The following is an 18291-nucleotide window of genomic DNA, read 5'->3' on the forward strand; positions in this document are numbered from 1 at the left end:
CGCTAGGCCAGTGAATCTTCGAATCCTCCAATTTCTCCCGGAGACGCTCGGGCGGTGCCGGCCTGCGAGAGTGACACCATGACCGACGCCGTTCCGGGCGCCGCGCGGGTGCTGGTGGTCGAGGACGACCGCGAGCTGGGCCCGCTGCTGGCCCGCCTGTTCCGCGGCGCCGGGTACGAGTCCGACCTCGCCCCCGACGGCCAGGCCGGGCTGCACCTGGCGCTGACCCGCCGCTACGACGCGATGATCGTCGACCGCGGGCTGCCCGCCATCGAGGGCCTCGACCTGCTGGGACGCCTGCGCCGCAGCGGCGTCACGGTCCCCGCGCTCGTGCTGACGGCGTTGGGCACGGTGGCCGACCGGGTGGCGGGCCTGGACAGCGGCGCCGAGGACTACCTCGTCAAGCCGTTCGAGGTCGACGAGCTGCTGGCCCGGGTACGCGTCCTGCTGCGCCGGCGTGCCGCCGCGGGAGACCGGCTGGCCGTGGGCGACGCGGAGTTCGACCTCATCTCCCGGACGGTGACCGGCCCGGACGGCTCGGTGGTGGCGCTGTCCGGCCGGGAGAGCGACCTGCTGCGGCTGCTGGCCCGGAACCCGTCGCAGGCCTTCACCCGCGAGCAGATCGTGGCGCACGTGTTCCCCGATGCCACCAGCGTCACCCTCGTCGACACGTACGTGCACTATCTGCGGCGCAAGCTCGGGGCGGCGGCGATCTCGACCGTCCGGGGCGTGGGTTACCGGCTCGGGCGCGCATGAGGCCGGGACGTGCGCAGCAGGACCCGGATCACGTCCTGCTGCGCCGGGCACGCCGCGTCATCGCGCTGCAGACCGCGGCCGCGATCACGGTGAGCCTGCTGGTCGTCGGCGTGCTCGCCCTCATCGTGGTGACGCGCAGCCAGAACGCCGCCGCGACCTCTCTGCTGCGCGACACCGCGGCGAGCGCGGACGACGTGGAGGACCCGCCGCCGGGTGTGTGGATCTTCCGGCAGGACGCCGCCGGCGCGGTGGAGGGCACCCGCGACGCGCCCGGCCGTCTTCCCGATCTCGCCGCCCTCGCCCGGGTCCGCGCGGGCGGGCCGGCCGAGACGGGCGAGACCGGCGGCCGCGAGGGCGGCTACCTGGTCCTGACCACGCGGCGCGACGACCGGGTCGTGCAGGTCGTCATGAGCCGGCACGAGCAGCACGACGAGCGCGAGCGGCTGATCGGCGCGCTCGCCGCCGGGGAGCTGGTCGGCCTGCTCATCGCGGCGCTCTCGGCGACGCTGCTGGCCCGCCGCGCGACGGCCCCGCTCGCGGACGCCCTCGCGCGGCAGCGGCGGTTCGTCGCGGACGCCAGCCACGAGCTGCGCACGCCGCTCACCCAGCTGCACACCCGGGCGCAGCTGCTCCAGATGGACCTGCGGGCCGGCGAGACCGGCGAGAGCGTCGCCACGGACGTCGACCGGCTCGTCGCGGGCACCCGGCACCTCGGCGAGGTCGTCGAGGACCTGCTGCTGTCCACCCAGCTCAGCCGCCGCGACGACGCGCGCGTACCGGTGGACCTGCGGGCCGTGGCGGCGGACGTCATCGCCGACCACGCCAACCGAGCCCGCGAGCAGGACGTGGAGCTGACCCTCGTCCCCGCGGCCGACGGGCCGGCCGTGGTCCGCGGCCACCGGGCGGCCCTGCGGCGGGTGCTCACCGCCCTGGTCGACAACGCGCTGAGCCACACCGCGGGCGGCGGGCACGTCAGCGTCGAGCTGGGCCGCGAGCACGCCGTGGTCAGCGTCGTGGTCCGCGACGACGGCACCGGCTTCGACCCGGCCGACACGGAACGGCTGTTCGCCCGTTTCGCCCGCGGCAGCCACGGCGACCAGCGCCGCTTCGGGCTCGGGCTGGCCCTGGCCCGCGAGGTCGTCACCGGGCACGGCGGCACGATCGAGGCGTCCGGCCGTCCCGGGCAGGGCGCTGCCTTCACCATCCGCCTGCCCGCCGGCTGACGAGGCGTACATCACGGTCGAAATCACCCGGGCGGGACCTTCGGCACTCAACCCGGCAGTTCCACGCCCATACGGTCGCCCGGGCGGTCGCGGAACCGGCTGCCCGTTCCCGCGACCGAAGGAGAACCTTGCTCACACCGTCGTCGGCAGCCGTCGTCACCTCGACCCTGCCCGCAGTGCGCAGCCACGCCGAGGCCATCACCGGCGCCTTCTACACCCGGATGTTCGCCGCCCACCCGGAACTGCTGGACCTGTTCAACCGCGGCAACCAGGCGACCGGCAAGCAGCGGCAGGCCCTCGCCGGGGCCGTCGTCGGGTACGCCGAGCACCTCACCGCCGGATCCGCCGTGCCGTGGACCCCGATCGTCGAGCGGATCGCGCACAAGCACGCCTCGCTCGGGATCACGCCGGCGCAGTACCCGATCGTCGGACGGCATCTGCTGGCCGCCGTGGGGGAGGTCCTCGGCGACGCGGTCACGCCGGACGTGGCCCGGGCCTGGGACGAGGTGTACTGGCTGTTCGCCTGCGAGCTGGTCGCCCGGGAGGCGCGGCTCTACCAGCACGCCGGCGTCGGCGACCCGGCCGCGGTGTGGCGTTCGTGGCGGGTGACCGACCGCGTGGAGGAGACCGGGGACGTCGTCTCGCTCGTGCTCGCGCCGGCCGACGGCCGCCCCGCCGGCCGGTTCGTCCCCGGCCAGTACGTCTCGGTGATCGCCGAGCTGGGCGCCGGAGCCGGCCGGCAGATCCGTCAGTACAGCCTGTCCGGCCGGCCCGGCGCCGACACGTGGCAGATCACCGTCAAGCGGGTCCGCGCCCAGGGCGGCGCACCGGCCGGCGCGGTGTCGTCGTTCCTGCACGACAGCGTCGCGCCCGGCGACGAGCTCCGCGTGAGCCCGGCGTTCGGCGACGTCAGCAGCGTGCCCGGCGACGGGCCGCTGGTGCTGGTCAGCGCGGGCATCGGCGTGACACCGGCGATGTCGGCGCTCGAGCACCTCGCCGAGCACGGCCCGCAGCGGCCGGTCGTGCTCGTGCACGCCGACCGGGCCGGCTCCACCCACGCGCTGCGCCGGCACCTGCCGCGGCTCAGCCGGAGCCTGCCCGAGCTGCGCCTCGACCTCTGGTACGAGCACGGCGCGGACGCGGAGCCGGTGGCCGTCGACCGGGCGCGCGTGAACGCCGGCCGGGTGAACCCCGACTCCATCCCGCTGCCGCCGGGCGCCCACGTGCACCTCTGCGGCCCGCTGCCGTTCATGAACCACGTCCGCAGCAACCTGCTGAGCCGCGGCGTGCCCGGTGACCGGATCGCGTACGAGGTGTTCGGTCCCGAGATGCTGCGGTCCTGACGGGGCTCAGGCCAGCCGGGCCGGGAAGCCGCCGGTGGCGATCGGGCCCCACGACTCGATCGTCACGCGGATCAGCGACTTCCCCTGGTCGCGCATCGCCTGGCGGTACTCGTCCCAGTCCGGGTGCTCGCCGGAGATCACCCGGAAGTACTCGACGAGCGGCTCCAGCGCCTCCGGCAGGTCCAGCACCTCGGCGGTCCCGTCGACCTGCACCCACGCGCCGCCGAAGTCGTCGGAGAGCACGCAGACGCTGACCCGCGGATCGCGGCGGATGTTGGCCGCCTTCGCGCGTTCCGGGTACGTGGAGATGACGATGCGGCCCTGCGCGTCGAGGCCGCAGGTGTTGGGCGAGGACTGCGGACGGCCGTCGCGCCGGGTGGTCATGAGGATCGCGTGGTGCCGCGGCCGCAGGAACTCGAGGAGCTCCTCCCGGCCGACCTTCGTGTTCGTGGCGACGGTGCGGGGCATGCGCTCAGTCCTCCCGGCCCGCGACGGCCGCGCCGGCGACGCCGGGCCGGTCCGCCTGCGTCTGCACCGCGCCCGGGTGCCCGTCGGCCTGCTCGGCGGTGACCGCCGCGCCGATGATGCCGGCGTTGTTGAGCAGGGTGGCGGGCACGATCGGGGTACGGATCTCGAGCAGCGGGAGCCACTTGTCGGACTTCTTGCTGACCCCGCCGCCGACGATGAACAGCCGCGGCGACAGCAGCATCTCCACGTGGCGCAGGTAGTCCTGGACCCGGCCGGCCCACTTCTCCCAGCTCAGGTCCTCCTGCTCGCGGGCGCGGTCGGAGGCCCGCAGCTCCGCGTCCTTGCCGTCGAGCTCCAGGTGGCCGAACTCGGTGTTCGGCACCAGCGTGCCGTCGAGGAACAGCGCGCTGCCGATGCCCGTACCGAAGGTCAGCATCATCACCAGCCCGCGCTGGTCGTGCCCGGCGCCGAAGGCGACCTCGGCGACGCCCGCGGCGTCGGCGTCGTTGAGCACCGACACCGGCTTGCCCAGGCGGTCGGCGAACAGCCGGGCGGCGGGCGCGTCGACCCACGACTTGTCGACGTTCGCGGCGGTACGCGTCACGCCGTCCACGACGACGCCGGGGAAGGTGACGCCGACCCGTTCGTAGTCGCCGAACTGCCCGGCCACCTCGGCGACCGCCTCGACCACGCTCGCCACGTCCGAGGGCTGCGGCGTCGGTACGCGGACCCGTTCCGCGAGCAACTCGCCGCGCACCGTGTCGACCGGTGCCCCTTTCACGCCCGACCCGCCGATGTCGATGCCGAGAATGGCCATCTGCTGTTCTCCAGTCTCCGTGCGTTTCGACGGTGTTTACCCCCGCACACCCGTGGTCGAATCGTGCCATCCCGCGGTCGGGGCGAATCGCCGGGGGAATTTGGCTACAGACCGTGATCGCCCGGCCGATGGGCCCCCGAGCAGGAGACCGATCAACGGAGGGCCGGCATGGGATCACTTGCGCGTGCAGCGACAACGGCAGGGCTCGCCGCCGTCCTCACGGCCGGTGGGCCGGCCGTGACCGGCGCCGTCCCGGTGGCCGCCCCGCAGCTCGCCGGTGTGTGGCAGAGCGACGGTTGGCTCAACCAGACCGGCAGCACGCCGCTGCCCGGCGTCATCAAGGGCGCCGGGGCCGACAGGGCGGACAAGGACGACCCCGACGACGGCTACACGCCCGCGGGCGTCGCGCTCACCGGCGCGGGCATCGGCGTCGCCCTGATCGACTCGGGTGTCGCACCGGTGCCCGGGCTCACCGGCGCCGGCAAGGTCGTCAACGGTCCGGACCTGTCGTTCGAGTCGCAGAGCAGCAACCTGCGCTATCTGGACACGTACGGCCACGGCACGCACATGGCCGGCATCATCGCCGGACAGGACCCGGCCACCGCGGGCGCGAGCGGTTTCCGTGGCGTGGCGCCGGGCGCCCACCTGCTCAGCCTCAAGGTCGCCGCCGCCGACGGTGCGGTGGACGTGTCACAGGTCATCGCGGCCATCGACTGGGTCGTCGAGCACCGCAACGACAAGGGCCTCAACATCCGCGTGCTGAACCTCTCCTACGGCACCGGGTCGGCGCAGTCCAGCACCCGTGATCCGCTGGCGTACGCCGTGGAGCAGGCCTGGGCCGCGGGCATCGTCGTGGTCGTGGCCGGCGGCAACGACGGCTTCATGGCGGATCGCCTCACCATGCCCGCCGCGGATCCGGATGTCATCGCCGTGGGGGCCGCCGACGCCCGGGGCACGGACGTGCGCACGGACGACACCGTCGCCGACTTCAGCAACCGTGGCAACGCCGCCCGGCACGCCGACGTGCTGGCCTCCGGGCGCTCGATCGTGTCGCTGCGCGCGCCGGGCTCGTACATCGACCGCACGTACCCGGGTGCGCACCTGAGCGCGACGGCCGACCCGGCGCAGCGGTTCCTGCGCGGCAGCGGGACGTCGCAGGCGGCGGCCGTGGTCTCCGGCTCGGTCGCGCTGTTGCTGCAGCAGCGCCCCAGCCTGAAGCCGGACCAGGTCAAGCAGCTGCTGATGAGCACGGCCGACCCGATCACCGGCGGTGACGCGTACGCGGCCGGCGCCGGGCAGATCAACGTCGCCCGTGCCGCCCGGACCGCGACGAAGGGCGCCGGCACGCAGGTCAACGCGGCCGCCACCGGGCTCGGCTCGCTCGAGGCGTCGCGCGGCGGCGCGTACGTCTACGACTCGGTGACCGGCACGCCGCTGACCGGGGAGCGGGACATCTTCGGGCGCCCCTGGGCCGCGTCGGCGTGGGCCGCCGGCTCGGCGAAGCAGCAGGTCTGGGAAGGCGGCACCTGGAACGGTTCCGCGTGGACGGGCGCCACCTGGGGTGCCCCGGTCGCCGGTGACCAGACGTGGGCGCCGCTGACCTGGTCCGGGCGCTCCTGGTCCGGGGCGACGTGGTCGGGACGCAGCTGGTCCGGCGCGACCTGGAGCGGGCGCTCCTGGTCCGGCGACACCTGGAGCGGCCGGTCGTGGAGCGGGCGCAGCTGGTCGGCGGCCGGCTGGACCGGGGACCCGTGGCGGTAGCGGAGCGGGCGCCCGGTCCGCGGCCCGCGACGCTGGTGGGCCTGCTCACCGGCGCGATGCTGGCCGGCGCGACCGCCGTGGCCGCCGTTCTCGCCCGGGACGGGATCAGCGCGCCCACCGTCCCGGGAGGTCTGTGGTGGGGCGCCGGCCTGGCCGTGCTGTTCCTCCTCACCGAGGGCTCCACGGTTCACGTCCGGGTACGCCGCGGCGCGCACGGCATCAACGTCTCCGAGCTGCCGATGGTGTTCGGGCTGCTCGCCTTCGACCCGCTCGTGGTCATCGCCGTCCGCGCGCTCGCCGGCGGTGTGGGGCTGATCGTGCTGCGCCACCAGCGTGGCGCCAAGCTGGCCTTCAACGTCGCGCTGCTCGCCGTTCAGGCCGCGGTGGGCGCGCTCGTCTTCTCGGCGGTGGCGCCGCACGGGCTGGGGGCGACCGCGGGGCACCTCGGCGTGCGCGACGCGGTGGCCGCGTACGCGGCCATGATCACGGCCGACGTCGTCGCCGCCGTCCTGCTCACGGCGGTGATCGCCGTGCACGACGACCCGGGGGAGTGGCGCCGGCTGCCGGCCGCCCTGCGCAGCACCTGGATGGTGGCCGTGACGACGACCGTGGCGCTGGTCGGCTTCCAGGCCGCCGTACAGGCGCGCTGGACGCTCGCGCTGGTGGGCGTCGTCGCGGTCGTGCTGCTGCTGGCGTACCGGGCGTACGCGGCGCTCAACAACGGCGCGTCGGAGGTGGAGCAGCTGTACGGCTTCACCCGCGCCCTCGACGGCACCCGCGGGACCGACGATCTCGTGGCCGTGGCGCTCGACCGGGTCCGTGACGTGCTGCGCGCCGAGGCCGCCGAGCTGGTGATCGCGGCGGACGGGCAGGTCGCCGGGCGGCTGCGCCGGATCCGGCTGGCCGGGCAGGGCCGGCCCGTCACGACGGAGGCCGCCACCGCTGCCGGGGACGCCTGGCTGGCACCGGTGCTCCTGGGGAGCCCGGTCCTGCGGCCGCCGGGTGACGGACCGGACGCGATGGGGGTTCCCGTCCCGTACGGCGACCGCCCCGCGGCCCTCGTGGTCTCGGGCAGCCTCGCGGACGCCGGAGGCTTCACCGAGGCCGCCCTGCGCCTGTTCGAGGCCCTCGCCAACCACGCCGGAGCGGCGCTGAGCCGCGCGGTGCTGGTCGACCGGCTCCGCCGGGAGGCGGCGGAGAAGCAGCATCTCGCCTCCCACGATCCGCTGACCGGCCTGCCCAACCGCCGCCACCTGCACGAGCTGCTCGATGCCCGGCTGGCCGCGGCACGCGCCTGCGGGGCGGGCGTCGCGGTCCTGCTGCTGGATCTCGACCGCTTCAAGGAGATCAACGACGGCCTGGGCCACGAGACCGGCGACGCCCTGCTGCGTGACGTCGGCGAGCGGCTCCGCGCGCACGTGGGCGAGCGCGGCGACGTGGCCCGCTTCGGCGGCGACGAGTTCGCGGTGGTGCTGGCGGGTGACGGTACGCCCGCCGCCGCGCAGGCCGCCGCCGCGGAGCTGGCCGCTGTGGCCGAGATGGTCACCCACATCGGCCCGATGGCTCTCGCGAGCCGTGCCAGCATCGGCATCGCGTCGGCCCCGGCGCACGGCGACGACGCGCTGACCCTGCTGCGCCATGCCGAGATCGCGATGTACGCGGCCAAGGGCAGCGGCGGCCAGCGGCTCTACGACAGCGGCCTGGCCGTCAGCACGCCGCAGCGGCTGGCGCTCATCGCGGACCTGCGCCTGGCCGTCGACCGCCGCGCGCTCGGCGTCGCCTACCAGCCCAAGGTCGATCCGCGGACCGGGGCGGTCACCGGCGTCGAGGCGCTGGCCCGCTGGCAGCATCCGGAGCACGGCCCGATCCCGCCGGACGTCTTCATCCCGCTGGCCGAACACACCGGCCTCGTACGCCCGCTCACCCTGCACGTGCTGGAGACGGCCCTGCAGCACCGGGCCGACTGGGCCCGGGCCGGCCACGACCTGCACGTGGCGGTCAACCTCTCACCCAACAGCCTGCTCGACGCGGACCTGCCGGACCTGGTGGCCCGGCTGCTCGAGCGGACCGGCAGCCCGCCCGATGCGCTCATCCTGGAGATCACCGAGGGCACGATCCTGGCGGACCCGGACGGCAGCCGGGCCACGCTCGAACGCCTGCACGCGCTCGGCGTCACGATGTCGATCGACGACTTCGGCACGGGTTACTCCTCGCTGGGCCGCCTCCGGGAACTGCCCATCCACGAGGTCAAGATCGACAAGTCGTTCGTCCAGCGGATGGCGACCGACGACCGTGACCGTGCGGTGGTCCGGTCGGCGGTGCAGCTCGGCCACGCGCTCGACCTGCGGGTCGTCGCGGAGGGCGTGGAGGACCGTCAGACGTACGACTACCTGGCCGGCGAAGGGTGCGATGTGGTGCAGGGCTACCTGGTGTCGCGTCCGCTGCCGCCCGCTGCCCTCGCGGACTGGCTCGACGCGCGGGCCGCGTCCGCTGTCCCCCCGGCGTGACAGTTGTCCGGGTTGGTCCTGGTCAAAGGCACGACACGGAACGTGACTCATACTTTCGGCTAGTCAAGGGTGGTCCGAGCGGCTAGCGTGGGGACAAGTGAACGGTCGCCGCGTGCGGGCACGGCTCTCTGCCCGCTGATGGAGGACCTCCCTCGAATGACTGCCACCGCATTACGAACCGGCACGCCGTCGTCCTCGAGCACGGACAGTGCCGCCGACCTCCTCGCCGCCATGGGCGCCGTCGCGCCGACGGACCCCCGTCGCGCCGTGCTGCGGGACCGGGCGATCGAGGCCTGGCTGCCGCTGGCCCGCCACCTCGCGCACCGCTACTCCGGCCGCGGCGAGCCCACCGACGACCTCGTGCAGACCGCCACCGTCGGCCTGATCAAGGCCGTCGACAAGTTCGACCCCGAACGCGGCGTCGACTTCGCCGGCTACGCCATCCCCACCATCATCGGCGAGATCAAGCGCCACTTCCGCGACCGCACCTGGTCCGTGCGCGTGCCGCGCCGCCTGCAGGAACTGCGCCTGGCCATCACCGAGGCCAACGCCACCCTCACCCACACCCTGGGCCGCTCCCCGCAGGTCGCCGACATCGCCGTACACCTCGGCGTCACCGAGGAAGACGTCCTGGAAGGCCTCGAAGGCGCCCGCGCCTACAACGCCACCAGCCTGTCCACCCCGATCAGCGCCGACGGCACCACCGAACTCGGCGACACCCTCGGCGGCGAGGACCACGAATACGAACTCGCCGAGACCCGCGTCGCCCTCGGCCCCGCCCTGGCCAGCCTCGACGAACGCGAGCAGAAGATCCTCACCCTGCGCTTCTACGGCAACCTCACCCAGTCGCAGATCGCCGAGCAGATCGGCATCTCCCAGATGCACGTCAGCCGCCTGCTCACCAAGGCCCTGACCAAGCTGCGCACCCAGCTCGCCGCCGAGACCCTCTGAGCTCATCCGACGCGACGCCGGCCCTTCCGGGCCGGCGTTCCGTCGTCTCCGGGGCCGGCCTTTCCGCGCCGTCGTCCTCAGGGACTCGCGACCGCGCTCTTCTCGATCGCGACCAGCGAGCCGCTCTCCATCGCCACCCACACCCTGGAGTCCTCGACCCAGAGTCCGTGCGGCTCCTTGCCCGGCAGGTCGACGACGGTGACCTCACCGTCGGCGGCGACCCTGGCCACCTGCCCGGAGCCCCAGAGCGTGACCCAGCACGCGCCGTCGGTGTCCGCCGCGACGGCGTGCGGCCGGCAGGCGGCGTCGGCGAAGACGATCCGCTCCACCGAGCCCGAGGGGTCGACGCGGCCGACGCAACCGCCGGCGATGTCCGCGTACCAGATGCCCGCCGGGGAGGCGGCGATGCCGACGGGCGCGGCCGGGGCCCGGCCGCCGGGGAGCTCGACGAGCCGCACCGTGCCGTCGCGCACGCAGGCCAGGGCGCCGGCGGCGTTGAGCGCGGCCCAGGGATGGCCGCCGGCGTCGACGGTGAGCATCGCCGCCCGCGCGTCCGCGACCGGCAGCTCGACCGACGTGACGGTTCCCGCCGCGCAGACCCGGCCGATCCGGTCGCGCCCCGGTGCGGTGAACCAGATGTCGCCGCCGGGCGCCGCGGCGATGCCGTAGGGCGCCGATCCGGGTTCCAGGTCGATCACCGTGTGGCCGCCCGAGGCGTCCCGCCGGGTCAGCCGGTCGTCGGTCCGGGTGCACCAGAGCGCGCCGTCGGCGGCGACGGTCAGCAGCATCGGCCGGCCCTCGTCCGGTGAAAGGGCCTCGTGCCGGATCTCGCCGCCCGGCGACATCCGGGCGAGTCCCGGCGGATCCAGGACGGTCATCCACAGGGCGCCGGCGGCATCTCCGGCCAGCGCGTACGGCGCCCAGCCCGGCGGCAGGGCCACCTCGCGGCACGTTCCCGGCTCGAACGATGACATCGGCTTCCCCCTCTAAACGCGACACCTGTAGCTTTAACTACATGTCATCGGACGCGCAAGCCCTTTCCCTGCCCCCGGGCGCGGCCCGGCCGGGCGGCCGGACCGCTCGCACGCGCGGGCGAGTGCTCGACGCCGTCGCATCGCTGCTGCTGGACGGGGGGTACGACGCCCTGACCGTGGACGCCGTGGCCGCGCGCTCGGGAGTGCACCGCACGACGGTCTATCGCCGCTGGCAGGACACCGGCGGACTGCTCGCCGACTCCCTCGAGGCCGCGCGCGAACAGGCGTGGGAGCCACCGGACACCGGCTCGCTCGTCGGCGACCTCATCGGGATCAACCGCCAGATCGTCGCCGCCCTGACCGAGGAACCGTCGATCACCCGGGCCCTCATCGCGGCGTCGTTCCGCTCAGCGGCAGCCGCCCACGCGCTCCGGTCGTACTGGGAGGACCGCTACGCCCGCGCGGCCGTCGCCGTCGAAAGGGCGGTGAGCCGTGGGGAGGCGGCCGCCCGCGTCGACGCGCGCACGGTGCTCATCGCCTCCTGCGCGCCGATCTTCTACGAACTCGCGGTCATGCGGTCCCCGGCGGCGGAGGACATCGCCGAACGGTACGCCCGGGTCGGTGCCGCGATCGCCGCCCGGTGACGCTGAACGCGCCGCCCCGGCGAGCGGGACGGCGCGTCGGTGGTTCGTCCGCGCTCACCTGGCTCCGCTGTTCCGCCAGTTCAGCCGGGTGAGCAGCTGCCGCGCCCCGTCGGCGACCTCCGCCTCGACGATGACCGCGTACTGGGCGGCCTGCAGGCTGCTGCGCGACGAGAAGTCGCGGCGGCCGCCGGTCATGGCCTGGGCGATCGCGCCGAAGACGGCGCCCCAGATGCCGCCGATGATGAGGCCGAGCAGGATCACGCCGACCCAGTTGGAGTCGCTGAAGATGCCGAAGAACAGGCCGATGAACAGGCCGAACCAGGCGCCGCTGGCCGCGCCCGCGAGCGCGGCGCGGGCGGTGGTCATGCGGCCGAGGACGTTCTCCACCAGCCGCAGGTCGGTGCCGACGATGCTGGTCCGTTCGACGGGGAACTTGTTGTCCGACAGGTAGTCCACCGCCTGCTGGGCCAGCGCGTAGTTCGGGTACGTGGCCACCGGGACGGTCGCGGCGGGCATGGCGGTCTGTGCCGTCGGGTCGGCCGCGGGCGTGGCCGGGACGCCCGCCGGGCCGGGTGGGACCGTGCCGGACGTGCCGGGCATTCCCGGTTCCGGGGTCGGGGTGGTCATGATGCCTCCAGAGGGTGTCAGTCGGTGCGGGGTCCGGACTGGGCCGAGGCGGGGACCGGGGCCGAGTCCGGCGTGGAGGGCTGGTCGCCTGCGGCGAGGCGGACCCAGACCGCGAAGGTCCCGGCGACGGCGGCCGTGACCGCCGCGGTGCCGGCCGCGAAGGCGAACCGGCCGGAGACGAGGTCCGGTACGACCCGCTCGGAGAGCGCCACGGCGCCGAGGCCGAGCAGCGCGGCGACCGAGCTGATCGCGCCGATCACCGTGAACAGCAGCATGGCGAGGCGGTTGGGGCGGGCGGTCACGCCGGTGATGCGGACGCGGCGGGCGCGCACGATCGTCGACGCCAGCGCGCTCCACGCGAGGACCACCAGCAGGGCCGCGACGGTGTCGCTCGGGCGGTGCCACTCGGCCCAGACGGTCGCCACGGCGATGATCGTGACGTACGCCGCCCCGATCAGCGCGACGGTGCCGCGGACCGCGAACGGCAGCACCAGGATCAGCGCGAACGCGACCGACGCCGCGGCGGTGGTGTGCCCGCTCGGGAACGAGTTGGGGGCGGGGTAGCCGTCCAGCTCGGGCCGGGCCAGGTAGGTCTTGAGCAGCCGGGTGCTGGCATTGGCGCCGAGCACCAGGACCGCCGCCGCGAAGGCCAGGTCGGCGCGGCGGCGGACCACGCCGATCGCCGCGGCGGCGAGGCAGACGGCCACGAGGCTGACCAGGGTCGTGCCGTTCAGCGCCCGGTCCAGCACCTGCACGACGCGCGGGTGCTGCACGTCGGCGCCGCGCATGACCAGCGTGTCGATCGTCTGGCCCAGCGGCGTACGGACGCAGGCGTAGTAGACGGCTGCCACGCCCAGCGCCGCGAGCACGCCGACGAGGGCGTGGGCCAGCACGTGGCTGACTCCCCGGCGGGCACCGGGGGCTTCGGCCGTGGGGGCGGGGCGCGAGGCCAGGGCCGTCATGGGCGGTTTCCTCCTGAACGTCACAGCGGGGCGGTCCCGCAATGCCCATTCGGCGTGACTTTCAAGCACGCGCCGGCGCCGATGTCGGAGCCCGCGGCGCAACGCGTCCCGCAGCGCCCGGCGCAGCGGGTCCCCGAGCTCGCCGGCCGGCGCGGTCCGGAGCTGACCGGGCGGGTTCCCGAGCTCGCCGGCCGGCGCGTTCCGGAGCTGACCGGGCGGGTTCCCGAGCTCGCCGGCCGGCGGGTTGCGGAGCTCGTCGGGCGGCCGGTTCCGGAGCTTGCCGGGCGGCGGGGCGAGCGGCAACTCGACTGCACCCGGGCGGTGCCTGGGCCCGCAACGGCCCGCCGAGACCTTCTAACGGAGCCGAAGCACGGACGCCGACGCCGCTATGGAGGGGACGTAGATGCCGTACACCGCCGCCCGACGACTGCTCACCGGGCCGCTGCTGGTCGCCGCGCTCGGAGCCGGGCTGGTCGTGGCGCCCGGCGTGGCCAGTGCCGCCGGAATGACCGCCACGATCAAGGTGGGGAGCTCGCTGAAGGTGCGCTCCGCGCCGTCGCTGGCCGCGAAGGCGGTCGGTTCGCTGCGCAACGGGCAGAAGGTCACCGTCGTGTGCACGGTGACCGGCCAGAGCGTGCGCGGCGCCGTCCGCACCACCACCGCCTGGGACAAGCTCGGCAACGGCCGGTACGTCTCGCACGCGTACGTGAAGTCGGTCAGGACGGCCCCGCGGTGCGCCGCGACCTCGCCCACCGCGGTGCCCGTCAAGGCGAAGCCGTCCACGTCCACCGGCAAGCGGTACGTCGTCGGCACGGTCAAGAGCTTCGAGGGCAAGGTCAACCTGCGCTCGGCGCCGTCGACCGCGTCGTCGGTGCTCGGTACGGTCACCAGCGGCGACAAGGTCAACCTGGACTGCGCGGTCACCGGGCAGAGCGTCTCCGGCACCGTGCGCACCACCGCGCAGTGGGACCGGACGTCGGCGGGCACCTACATCTCGCACGGGTACATGTACTCCGGGCCGCTTACGGCGTGCACCGGCTCGGCCACGCCCGCGCCCGCGGTGTCGCTCACCCCGGACCAGTTCATCCGGTCGTCCGTGGCCGGCGCGCAGCGCGGCTGGCGCGAGTACGGCGTCCCGCCGTCGGTGACGATCGCGCAGGCCATCCTCGAGTCGGGCTGGGGCCGCAGCGGCCTCGCCTCGGTGGACAAGAACTACTTCGGCATCAAGTGCCAGAACGGCTCGTACGGCAAGCTGGCGAACGGCTGCCACGTGTACCGGACGAACGAGTGCACGAAGGCGGGCGACTGCTTCTCGACCTCGGCGGCCTTCCGCACGTACGCCACCCAGGCCCACTCGTTCCGCGACCACGGCAGCTTCCTGCGGGTGAACCCCCGCTACGCCCCGGCGTTCGAGTACACCGAAGACGCCAACAAGTTCATCTGGAAGGTCTGGAAGGCCGGGTACGCCACCGACCCGAACTACTACACGAAGGTCACCGGCATCATGGCGACCTGGAACCTGTACCAGTACGACACCTGGAAGTAAGTGAGCGATCTTCACCCCCGTCGGCGGAACCTCGCCGACGGGGGTGATTTGCGTTTTATGCTCCGTTCGGTGGGAAGCAGGGGGACGATCGCGCACGGCGAGACGCGGCGAGCGCGCCTCGCCGGTCCGCTCCTCGCCGCCACCGTGCTCGTCATCGGCCTCGCCGTCACGCTGCGTACGGTCGGGGCGCTGCACGACGACCAGCGTGCCGCCGCGGCCCGGGTGATGGACCAGCGCACCGCCGTCGCCCGCGCCGCCGTCACCGCCGAGACCGGCCGGTACCGGGACCTCATGCAGGCCGTGGCCGCCGGGCTCGGCACCAACCCCCGCCTGACCGCCCGCGACTTCGCCGCCGCCACCGCGCCCCTCGGCACGGCCGGCCTGGTCGGCGCCACGTCGGTGGCGTTCGTCGTCGCGACGCCCTCCGGCGAGATCGCGGAGACCGAGCGGTTGTGGCGCTCCCGCGGCGCGGACGGGCTCACGCTGCAGCCGCGCGGCGACCCGGACCTCCACCTCTTCTCGATCTTCCAGCGCACCCTCAACAACAGCGCCGCCGTCGCCTCCGGGCTCGACGTGGCCTCCGCGCCCGAGGGTGCCGCCGCGCTGCTGGAGGCGCGCCGCACCGGCCGGCCCACCGTGTCCGACGCGTACGTGCTGCTGCGTGACCGGACCGTGCCCCTGATCCACCGGCAGCTGTCGTTCATCTTCGTCGCGCCCGTCTACACCGCGCCCGCCGCCGACGACGACCTGCCGCGCTTCCAGGGCTGGGTCGCCATGGGGCTGCGCGGGCAGGACTTCCTCGGCGGCGTGCTCGGCGCCGCCAGCCAGGGCCTGCTCGACGGCGAGCTGTACGCCACCGACGGCGAGGGCCAGCGGCTCAAGGTGGCCGCGTACGACGCCCCCGGCCGGCGTGACCTCGAACGGCGGGCGACCTTCCCGGTGGCCGACCACCAGTGGACGCTGCTGACCGGCGCCGACTCGCACCGGCTGCCCGGCGCCCGCAACGGCACGCCGACCACCGTGCTGCTCGGCGGGATCCTGCTCACGCTGATGCTGGCCGTGCTGGTGTGGGTGCTCGCGACGGGCCGGTCCCGGGCCCGGGAGCAGGTGCTGGTGGCGACGGCGGAGCTGCGGTCGGCCGAGGCGGAGAGCCGCCGGCAGGCGGGCCTGCTCGGCGCGATCATGGCGAGCCTCGGCGACGGCGTCGGCGTGGTGGACGAGAACGGCCGGTTCCTGCTGCACAACCCGGCGGGCAAGGCGCTGCTCGGCGTGGCCGTCGACGCCGAACGGCCCGACGACTGGCAGGCGCACTACGGCATCTTCCGCCCGGACGGCCGCACCCCCTTCCCGCTGGAGCAGATGCCACTCGTCCGTGCCCTGCAGGGGGAGGCGTCGGACGGCGTCGAGATGCTGATCCGCAACGAGCAGCGCCCGGACGGCATCCTGATCAGCGTCGACGGCCGCCCGCTCGACCCCAGCGCGGGGCAGCACGGCGCCGTCGCGGTCTTCCACGACATCACCGAGCTGCGCCGGTACGAGAACGACCTGGCCGTCTTCGCCGGGGTGGTGGCGCACGACCTCAAGGCGCCGCTGGCGGTCATCCGCGGGCACTGCGAGACCGCCGCCGACGAGCTGACCGACGCGCCGCCGGGCCCGGAGGTCGCCGAGGTGCGGGCCGCCCTCGACCGGATCATGAACGCGGTGGACCGGATGGCGGCCCTGATCGACACGCTGCTGGCGTACACGACGTCGCGCAATGCCCCGCTGACCCTGCGGGCCGTCCCGCTGGGCCCGCTGGTCGCGGAGGTGGTCGCGCAGCGCACCGAGCACGTACGGCCCGCCGCGGGCCCGCCGCCCGACGTGTACGTGGGCCCGCTGCCCGAGGTGCGCGCGGACCCCGCGATGCTGCGGCACGTGCTCGACAACCTGCTCGGCAACGCCCTCAAGTACGTGCCACCCGGCCGCGCCGCCCGCATCGACGTCACCGCGGCGCCGGCCGAGCCGGGCTGGACCCGCATCGAGGTGGCCGACCGTGGCATCGGCATCCCGGCGGACGACAAGCCGGCCATCTTCGAGTCGTTCCACCGGGCCAGAACCGCCGCCGGGTACGCCGGCACCGGCCTGGGTCTGGCGATCTGCCGCCGCATCGTGGAACGCCACGGCGGCACGATCGGGGTGGCCGACAACCCGGGCGGCGGCACGCGTTTCCACTTCACGCTCCCGCTGAACGCCGCGGGGGCCGAGACTCCGGTCGCGGACCGCGACGAGCGGGTGGCGCTGGACCGCGCGCTCGCCGAGCGGGCCGCGGCGGAGGCGGCCGCGCTGCCCGCCGTCGCCGAGGCGTCGAGGCCGCCGGCGATCCGCCCGCCCTGCGTGGGACAGCCCTCGGCCGGGGCGGCCGCGGGACAGGCCGGGACCGCGTCGCCGTCCGGGCCGCCCGTGCTCAGGCCTGCCGTGGCGGCAGCAGCGCCGCGACGCACGCCAGGAGCTGGGCCGGCAGGAACGGCTTGAGCAGCGTCGCGGTGGCGCCCACCTCGGCCGCGCGCTGGTCGCCCGGCAGCAGCGACCCGCTGGCCAGGACCACCGGGATGTGCCGCAGGTGCTCGTCGGCGCGGATGGCGCGGCACAGGTCCAGCCCGGTCATCCGGGGCATGTCCACGTCGGTGACCACGACGTCGGGGCGGTGCCGGCGGACCGCCTCCAGCGCCGCGGCGCCGTCCGTGGTGGCCACCACCTCGTGGCCCGCGCGTTCGAGGGCGCGCTGCAGCACGAACAGGATGTCCTCGTGGTCCTCTGCGACGACGATCATGCTCCGCGGCCTCTCTTCTGCGACGACGTTGTCGGCAGACATAAAGACCGAAGCGGGCACGGGAAACGGCCTTGGCCCCGTTTTGTAGCAGGATGGGAGCCATGACGATTCCGTCCGCGCCGCTCGGCGGGCCGCTCGCCATGCCGCTGCTGGGCTTCGGCACGTGGCAGATCCGCGGGAAGGCGGCCTACGAGGCGGTCCGCGAGGCCCTCGAAGCCGGCTACCGCCACCTCGACACCGCCACCATGTACGGCAACGAGGCGGAGGTCGGCCGCGCGCTGGCCGACAGCGGCGTACCCCGCGACGAGGTCTTCGTGACGACCAAGCTGCCGCCGGAACGGGCCGGCCAGGAGCGCGGCACCCTCGACGCGAGCCGCCGCGCGCTCGGCGTGGACGCCGTCGACCTGTGGCTGATCCACTGGCCGCCGCGGCAGGGCAGGTCCGTGGCGGTGTGGCGGGAGTTCGTGGCCGCCCGCGACCGGGGCCACGCCCACGCGATCGGGGTGAGCAACTACGACATCGGCGACATCGACGAGCTGATCGCCGCCACCGGGGTGAAGCCCGCGGTCAACCAGATCCGCTGGGGCCCGAAGCTGTACGACCCCAAGCTCGTCGCCGACCACCGCGAGCGCGGCATCGTCGTGGAGGGGTATTCGCCGTTCAAGACCACGAACCTGCACGACCCCGTGCTCACCGGCATCGCCACCGCGCACGGCGTCGACCCGGCCCGGGTGGTGCTGCGCTGGCACGTGCAGCACGGCGTCGTGGTGATCCCGAAGAGCGGCACGCCCGAGCGGATCGCGAGCAACGCGCGCCTCGACGGCTTCGTGCTCGGCGACGAGGAGATGGCGGCGATCGACGCGCTGTCGCCGCTGTCCTGACAGCGGCGATAATCACCAGGCA

16 protein-coding genes are annotated in these 18291 nt (G+C 74.4%); 10 read left to right on the forward strand and 6 right to left on the reverse strand.

All coding sequences use genetic code 11. From position 1 onward, the window contains the following. The first annotated feature begins 78 nt into the window (after positions 1 to 78). The 3 genes from COUCH_RS17840 to COUCH_RS17850 all read left to right on the forward strand — a co-directional run bounded on the left by COUCH_RS17840 (position 79) and on the right by COUCH_RS17850 (position 3322). Positions 79 to 756 (forward strand): response regulator transcription factor, encoded by a 678-nt coding sequence (locus COUCH_RS17840; RefSeq protein ID WP_249613221.1) that lies wholly within the window; start codon positions 79 to 81, stop codon positions 754 to 756. After that, the gene (locus COUCH_RS17845; RefSeq protein ID WP_249613222.1) at positions 753 to 1979 is read left to right on the forward strand and encodes a sensor histidine kinase; all 1227 of its coding nucleotides are present in this window, start codon (positions 753 to 755) and stop codon (positions 1977 to 1979) included. Before COUCH_RS17840 ends, COUCH_RS17845 begins: the two co-directional genes overlap by 4 nt. Positions 1980 to 2107: 128 nt before the next feature. Further along, positions 2108 to 3322, forward strand: coding sequence for a globin domain-containing protein (locus COUCH_RS17850; protein ID WP_249613223.1), 1215 nt, complete (start codon positions 2108 to 2110; stop codon positions 3320 to 3322). 6 nt (positions 3323 to 3328) lie between these two features. On the opposite strand, the gene COUCH_RS17855 is transcribed toward COUCH_RS17850, so the two are convergent. Together COUCH_RS17855 and ppgK are read right to left on the reverse strand one after the other, a co-directional pair. After that, a complete protein-coding gene (locus COUCH_RS17855; protein WP_249613224.1) occupies positions 3329 to 3790 on the reverse strand; it encodes a PPOX class F420-dependent oxidoreductase in 462 nt (153 codons plus the stop codon). Positions 3791 to 3794: 4 nt separating this feature from the next. Next, on the reverse strand, positions 3795 to 4607 hold the full coding sequence (gene ppgK / locus COUCH_RS17860; RefSeq protein ID WP_249613225.1) for a polyphosphate--glucose phosphotransferase: 813 nt from the start codon (positions 4605 to 4607) through the stop codon (positions 3795 to 3797). A 237-nt stretch (positions 4608 to 4844) separates the two neighbouring features. On the opposite strand from ppgK, the gene COUCH_RS17865 reads away from it, so the two are divergent. From COUCH_RS17865 to COUCH_RS17875, 3 genes are all read left to right on the forward strand, one after another. Continuing rightward, the gene (locus tag COUCH_RS17865; protein ID WP_249613226.1) at positions 4845 to 6368 is read left to right on the forward strand and encodes a S8 family serine peptidase; all 1524 of its coding nucleotides are present in this window, start codon (positions 4845 to 4847) and stop codon (positions 6366 to 6368) included. 1019 nt (positions 6369 to 7387) lie between these two features. Further along, entirely contained in the window at positions 7388 to 8875 is a 1488-nt protein-coding gene (locus tag COUCH_RS17870; protein ID WP_249613738.1) for a putative bifunctional diguanylate cyclase/phosphodiesterase, read from the forward strand. 156 nt (positions 8876 to 9031) lie between these two features. Then, positions 9032 to 9826 (forward strand): RNA polymerase sigma factor SigF, encoded by a 795-nt coding sequence (locus COUCH_RS17875; protein WP_249613227.1) that lies wholly within the window; start codon positions 9032 to 9034, stop codon positions 9824 to 9826. A 77-nt stretch (positions 9827 to 9903) separates the two neighbouring features. On the opposite strand, the gene COUCH_RS17880 is transcribed toward COUCH_RS17875, so the two are convergent. Next, entirely contained in the window at positions 9904 to 10800 is an 897-nt protein-coding gene (locus COUCH_RS17880; RefSeq protein WP_249613228.1) for a Vgb family protein, read from the reverse strand. Between the two features lie 41 nt (positions 10801 to 10841). Here COUCH_RS17880 and COUCH_RS17885 point away from each other — a divergent pair, with 41 nt between their 5' ends. Continuing rightward, complete coding sequence (locus tag COUCH_RS17885; RefSeq protein ID WP_249613229.1) at positions 10842 to 11444, forward strand: TetR/AcrR family transcriptional regulator; 603 nt, start codon at positions 10842 to 10844, stop codon at positions 11442 to 11444. A gap of 54 nt (positions 11445 to 11498) precedes the next feature. Here COUCH_RS17885 and COUCH_RS17890 read toward each other — a convergent pair whose 3' ends face one another. Both COUCH_RS17890 and COUCH_RS17895 read right to left on the reverse strand, forming a co-directional pair. Continuing rightward, positions 11499 to 12071 carry a general stress protein gene (locus COUCH_RS17890; protein WP_249613230.1) on the reverse strand — a complete coding sequence of 191 codons (573 nt, stop codon included), beginning with the start codon at positions 12069 to 12071 and terminating at the stop codon, positions 11499 to 11501. Positions 12072 to 12088: 17 nt separating this feature from the next. Further along, positions 12089 to 13033 carry a phosphatase PAP2 family protein gene (locus tag COUCH_RS17895; RefSeq protein WP_249613231.1) on the reverse strand — a complete coding sequence of 315 codons (945 nt, stop codon included), beginning with the start codon at positions 13031 to 13033 and terminating at the stop codon, positions 12089 to 12091. A 403-nt stretch (positions 13034 to 13436) separates the two neighbouring features. Between COUCH_RS17895 and gsmA the strand changes: the two genes are divergently transcribed. Together gsmA and COUCH_RS17905 are read left to right on the forward strand one after the other, a co-directional pair. After that, positions 13437 to 14579, forward strand: coding sequence for a sporangiospore maturation cell wall hydrolase GsmA (gsmA, locus tag COUCH_RS38910; RefSeq protein WP_275980118.1), 1143 nt, complete (start codon positions 13437 to 13439; stop codon positions 14577 to 14579). A 69-nt stretch (positions 14580 to 14648) separates the two neighbouring features. Next, on the forward strand, positions 14649 to 17090 hold the full coding sequence (locus COUCH_RS17905) for an ATP-binding protein (protein WP_249613232.1): 2442 nt from the start codon (positions 14649 to 14651) through the stop codon (positions 17088 to 17090). Here COUCH_RS17905 and COUCH_RS17910 read toward each other — a convergent pair. Then, positions 17023 to 17388 (reverse strand): response regulator, encoded by a 366-nt coding sequence (locus COUCH_RS17910; protein WP_249613233.1) that lies wholly within the window; start codon positions 17386 to 17388, stop codon positions 17023 to 17025. The two genes, COUCH_RS17905 and COUCH_RS17910, sit on opposite strands and share 68 nt — an antisense overlap. A 101-nt stretch (positions 17389 to 17489) precedes the next feature. Here COUCH_RS17910 and COUCH_RS17915 point away from each other — a divergent pair, with 101 nt between their 5' ends. Continuing rightward, positions 17490 to 18269, forward strand: a complete 780-nt coding sequence (locus tag COUCH_RS17915) for an aldo/keto reductase (protein WP_249613234.1) — start codon at positions 17490 to 17492, stop codon at positions 18267 to 18269. The last annotated feature ends 22 nt before the right edge of the window (positions 18270 to 18291 follow it).

Source organism: Couchioplanes caeruleus, assembly GCF_023499255.1.
GTDB lineage: Bacteria > Actinomycetota > Actinomycetes > Mycobacteriales > Micromonosporaceae > Actinoplanes > Actinoplanes caeruleus_A.

Excerpts from the sequence above, each read along its gene's own strand:
- COUCH_RS17840 (WP_249613221.1), top strand. The coding sequence starts at position 79 with ATGACCGACGCCGTTCCGGGCGCCGCGCGGGTGCTGGTGGTCGAGGAC.
- COUCH_RS17845 (WP_249613222.1), top strand. The coding sequence starts at position 753 with ATGAGGCCGGGACGTGCGCAGCAGGACCCGGATCACGTCCTGCTGCGC.
- COUCH_RS17855 (WP_249613224.1), bottom strand. The coding sequence starts at position 3,790 with ATGCCCCGCACCGTCGCCACGAACACGAAGGTCGGCCGGGAGGAGCTC.
- ppgK (WP_249613225.1), bottom strand. The coding sequence starts at position 4,607 with ATGGCCATTCTCGGCATCGACATCGGCGGGTCGGGCGTGAAAGGGGCA.
- COUCH_RS17870 (WP_249613738.1), top strand. The coding sequence starts at position 7,388 with ATGGGGGTTCCCGTCCCGTACGGCGACCGCCCCGCGGCCCTCGTGGTC.
- COUCH_RS17875 (WP_249613227.1), top strand. The coding sequence starts at position 9,032 with ATGACTGCCACCGCATTACGAACCGGCACGCCGTCGTCCTCGAGCACG.
- COUCH_RS17880 (WP_249613228.1), bottom strand. The coding sequence starts at position 10,800 with ATGTCATCGTTCGAGCCGGGAACGTGCCGCGAGGTGGCCCTGCCGCCG.
- COUCH_RS17885 (WP_249613229.1), top strand. The coding sequence starts at position 10,842 with ATGTCATCGGACGCGCAAGCCCTTTCCCTGCCCCCGGGCGCGGCCCGG.
- COUCH_RS17890 (WP_249613230.1), bottom strand. The coding sequence starts at position 12,071 with ATGACCACCCCGACCCCGGAACCGGGAATGCCCGGCACGTCCGGCACG.
- COUCH_RS17895 (WP_249613231.1), bottom strand. The coding sequence starts at position 13,033 with ATGACGGCCCTGGCCTCGCGCCCCGCCCCCACGGCCGAAGCCCCCGGT.
- gsmA (WP_275980118.1), top strand. The coding sequence starts at position 13,437 with ATGCCGTACACCGCCGCCCGACGACTGCTCACCGGGCCGCTGCTGGTC.
- COUCH_RS17910 (WP_249613233.1), bottom strand. The coding sequence starts at position 17,388 with ATGATCGTCGTCGCAGAGGACCACGAGGACATCCTGTTCGTGCTGCAG.
- COUCH_RS17915 (WP_249613234.1), top strand. The coding sequence starts at position 17,490 with ATGACGATTCCGTCCGCGCCGCTCGGCGGGCCGCTCGCCATGCCGCTG.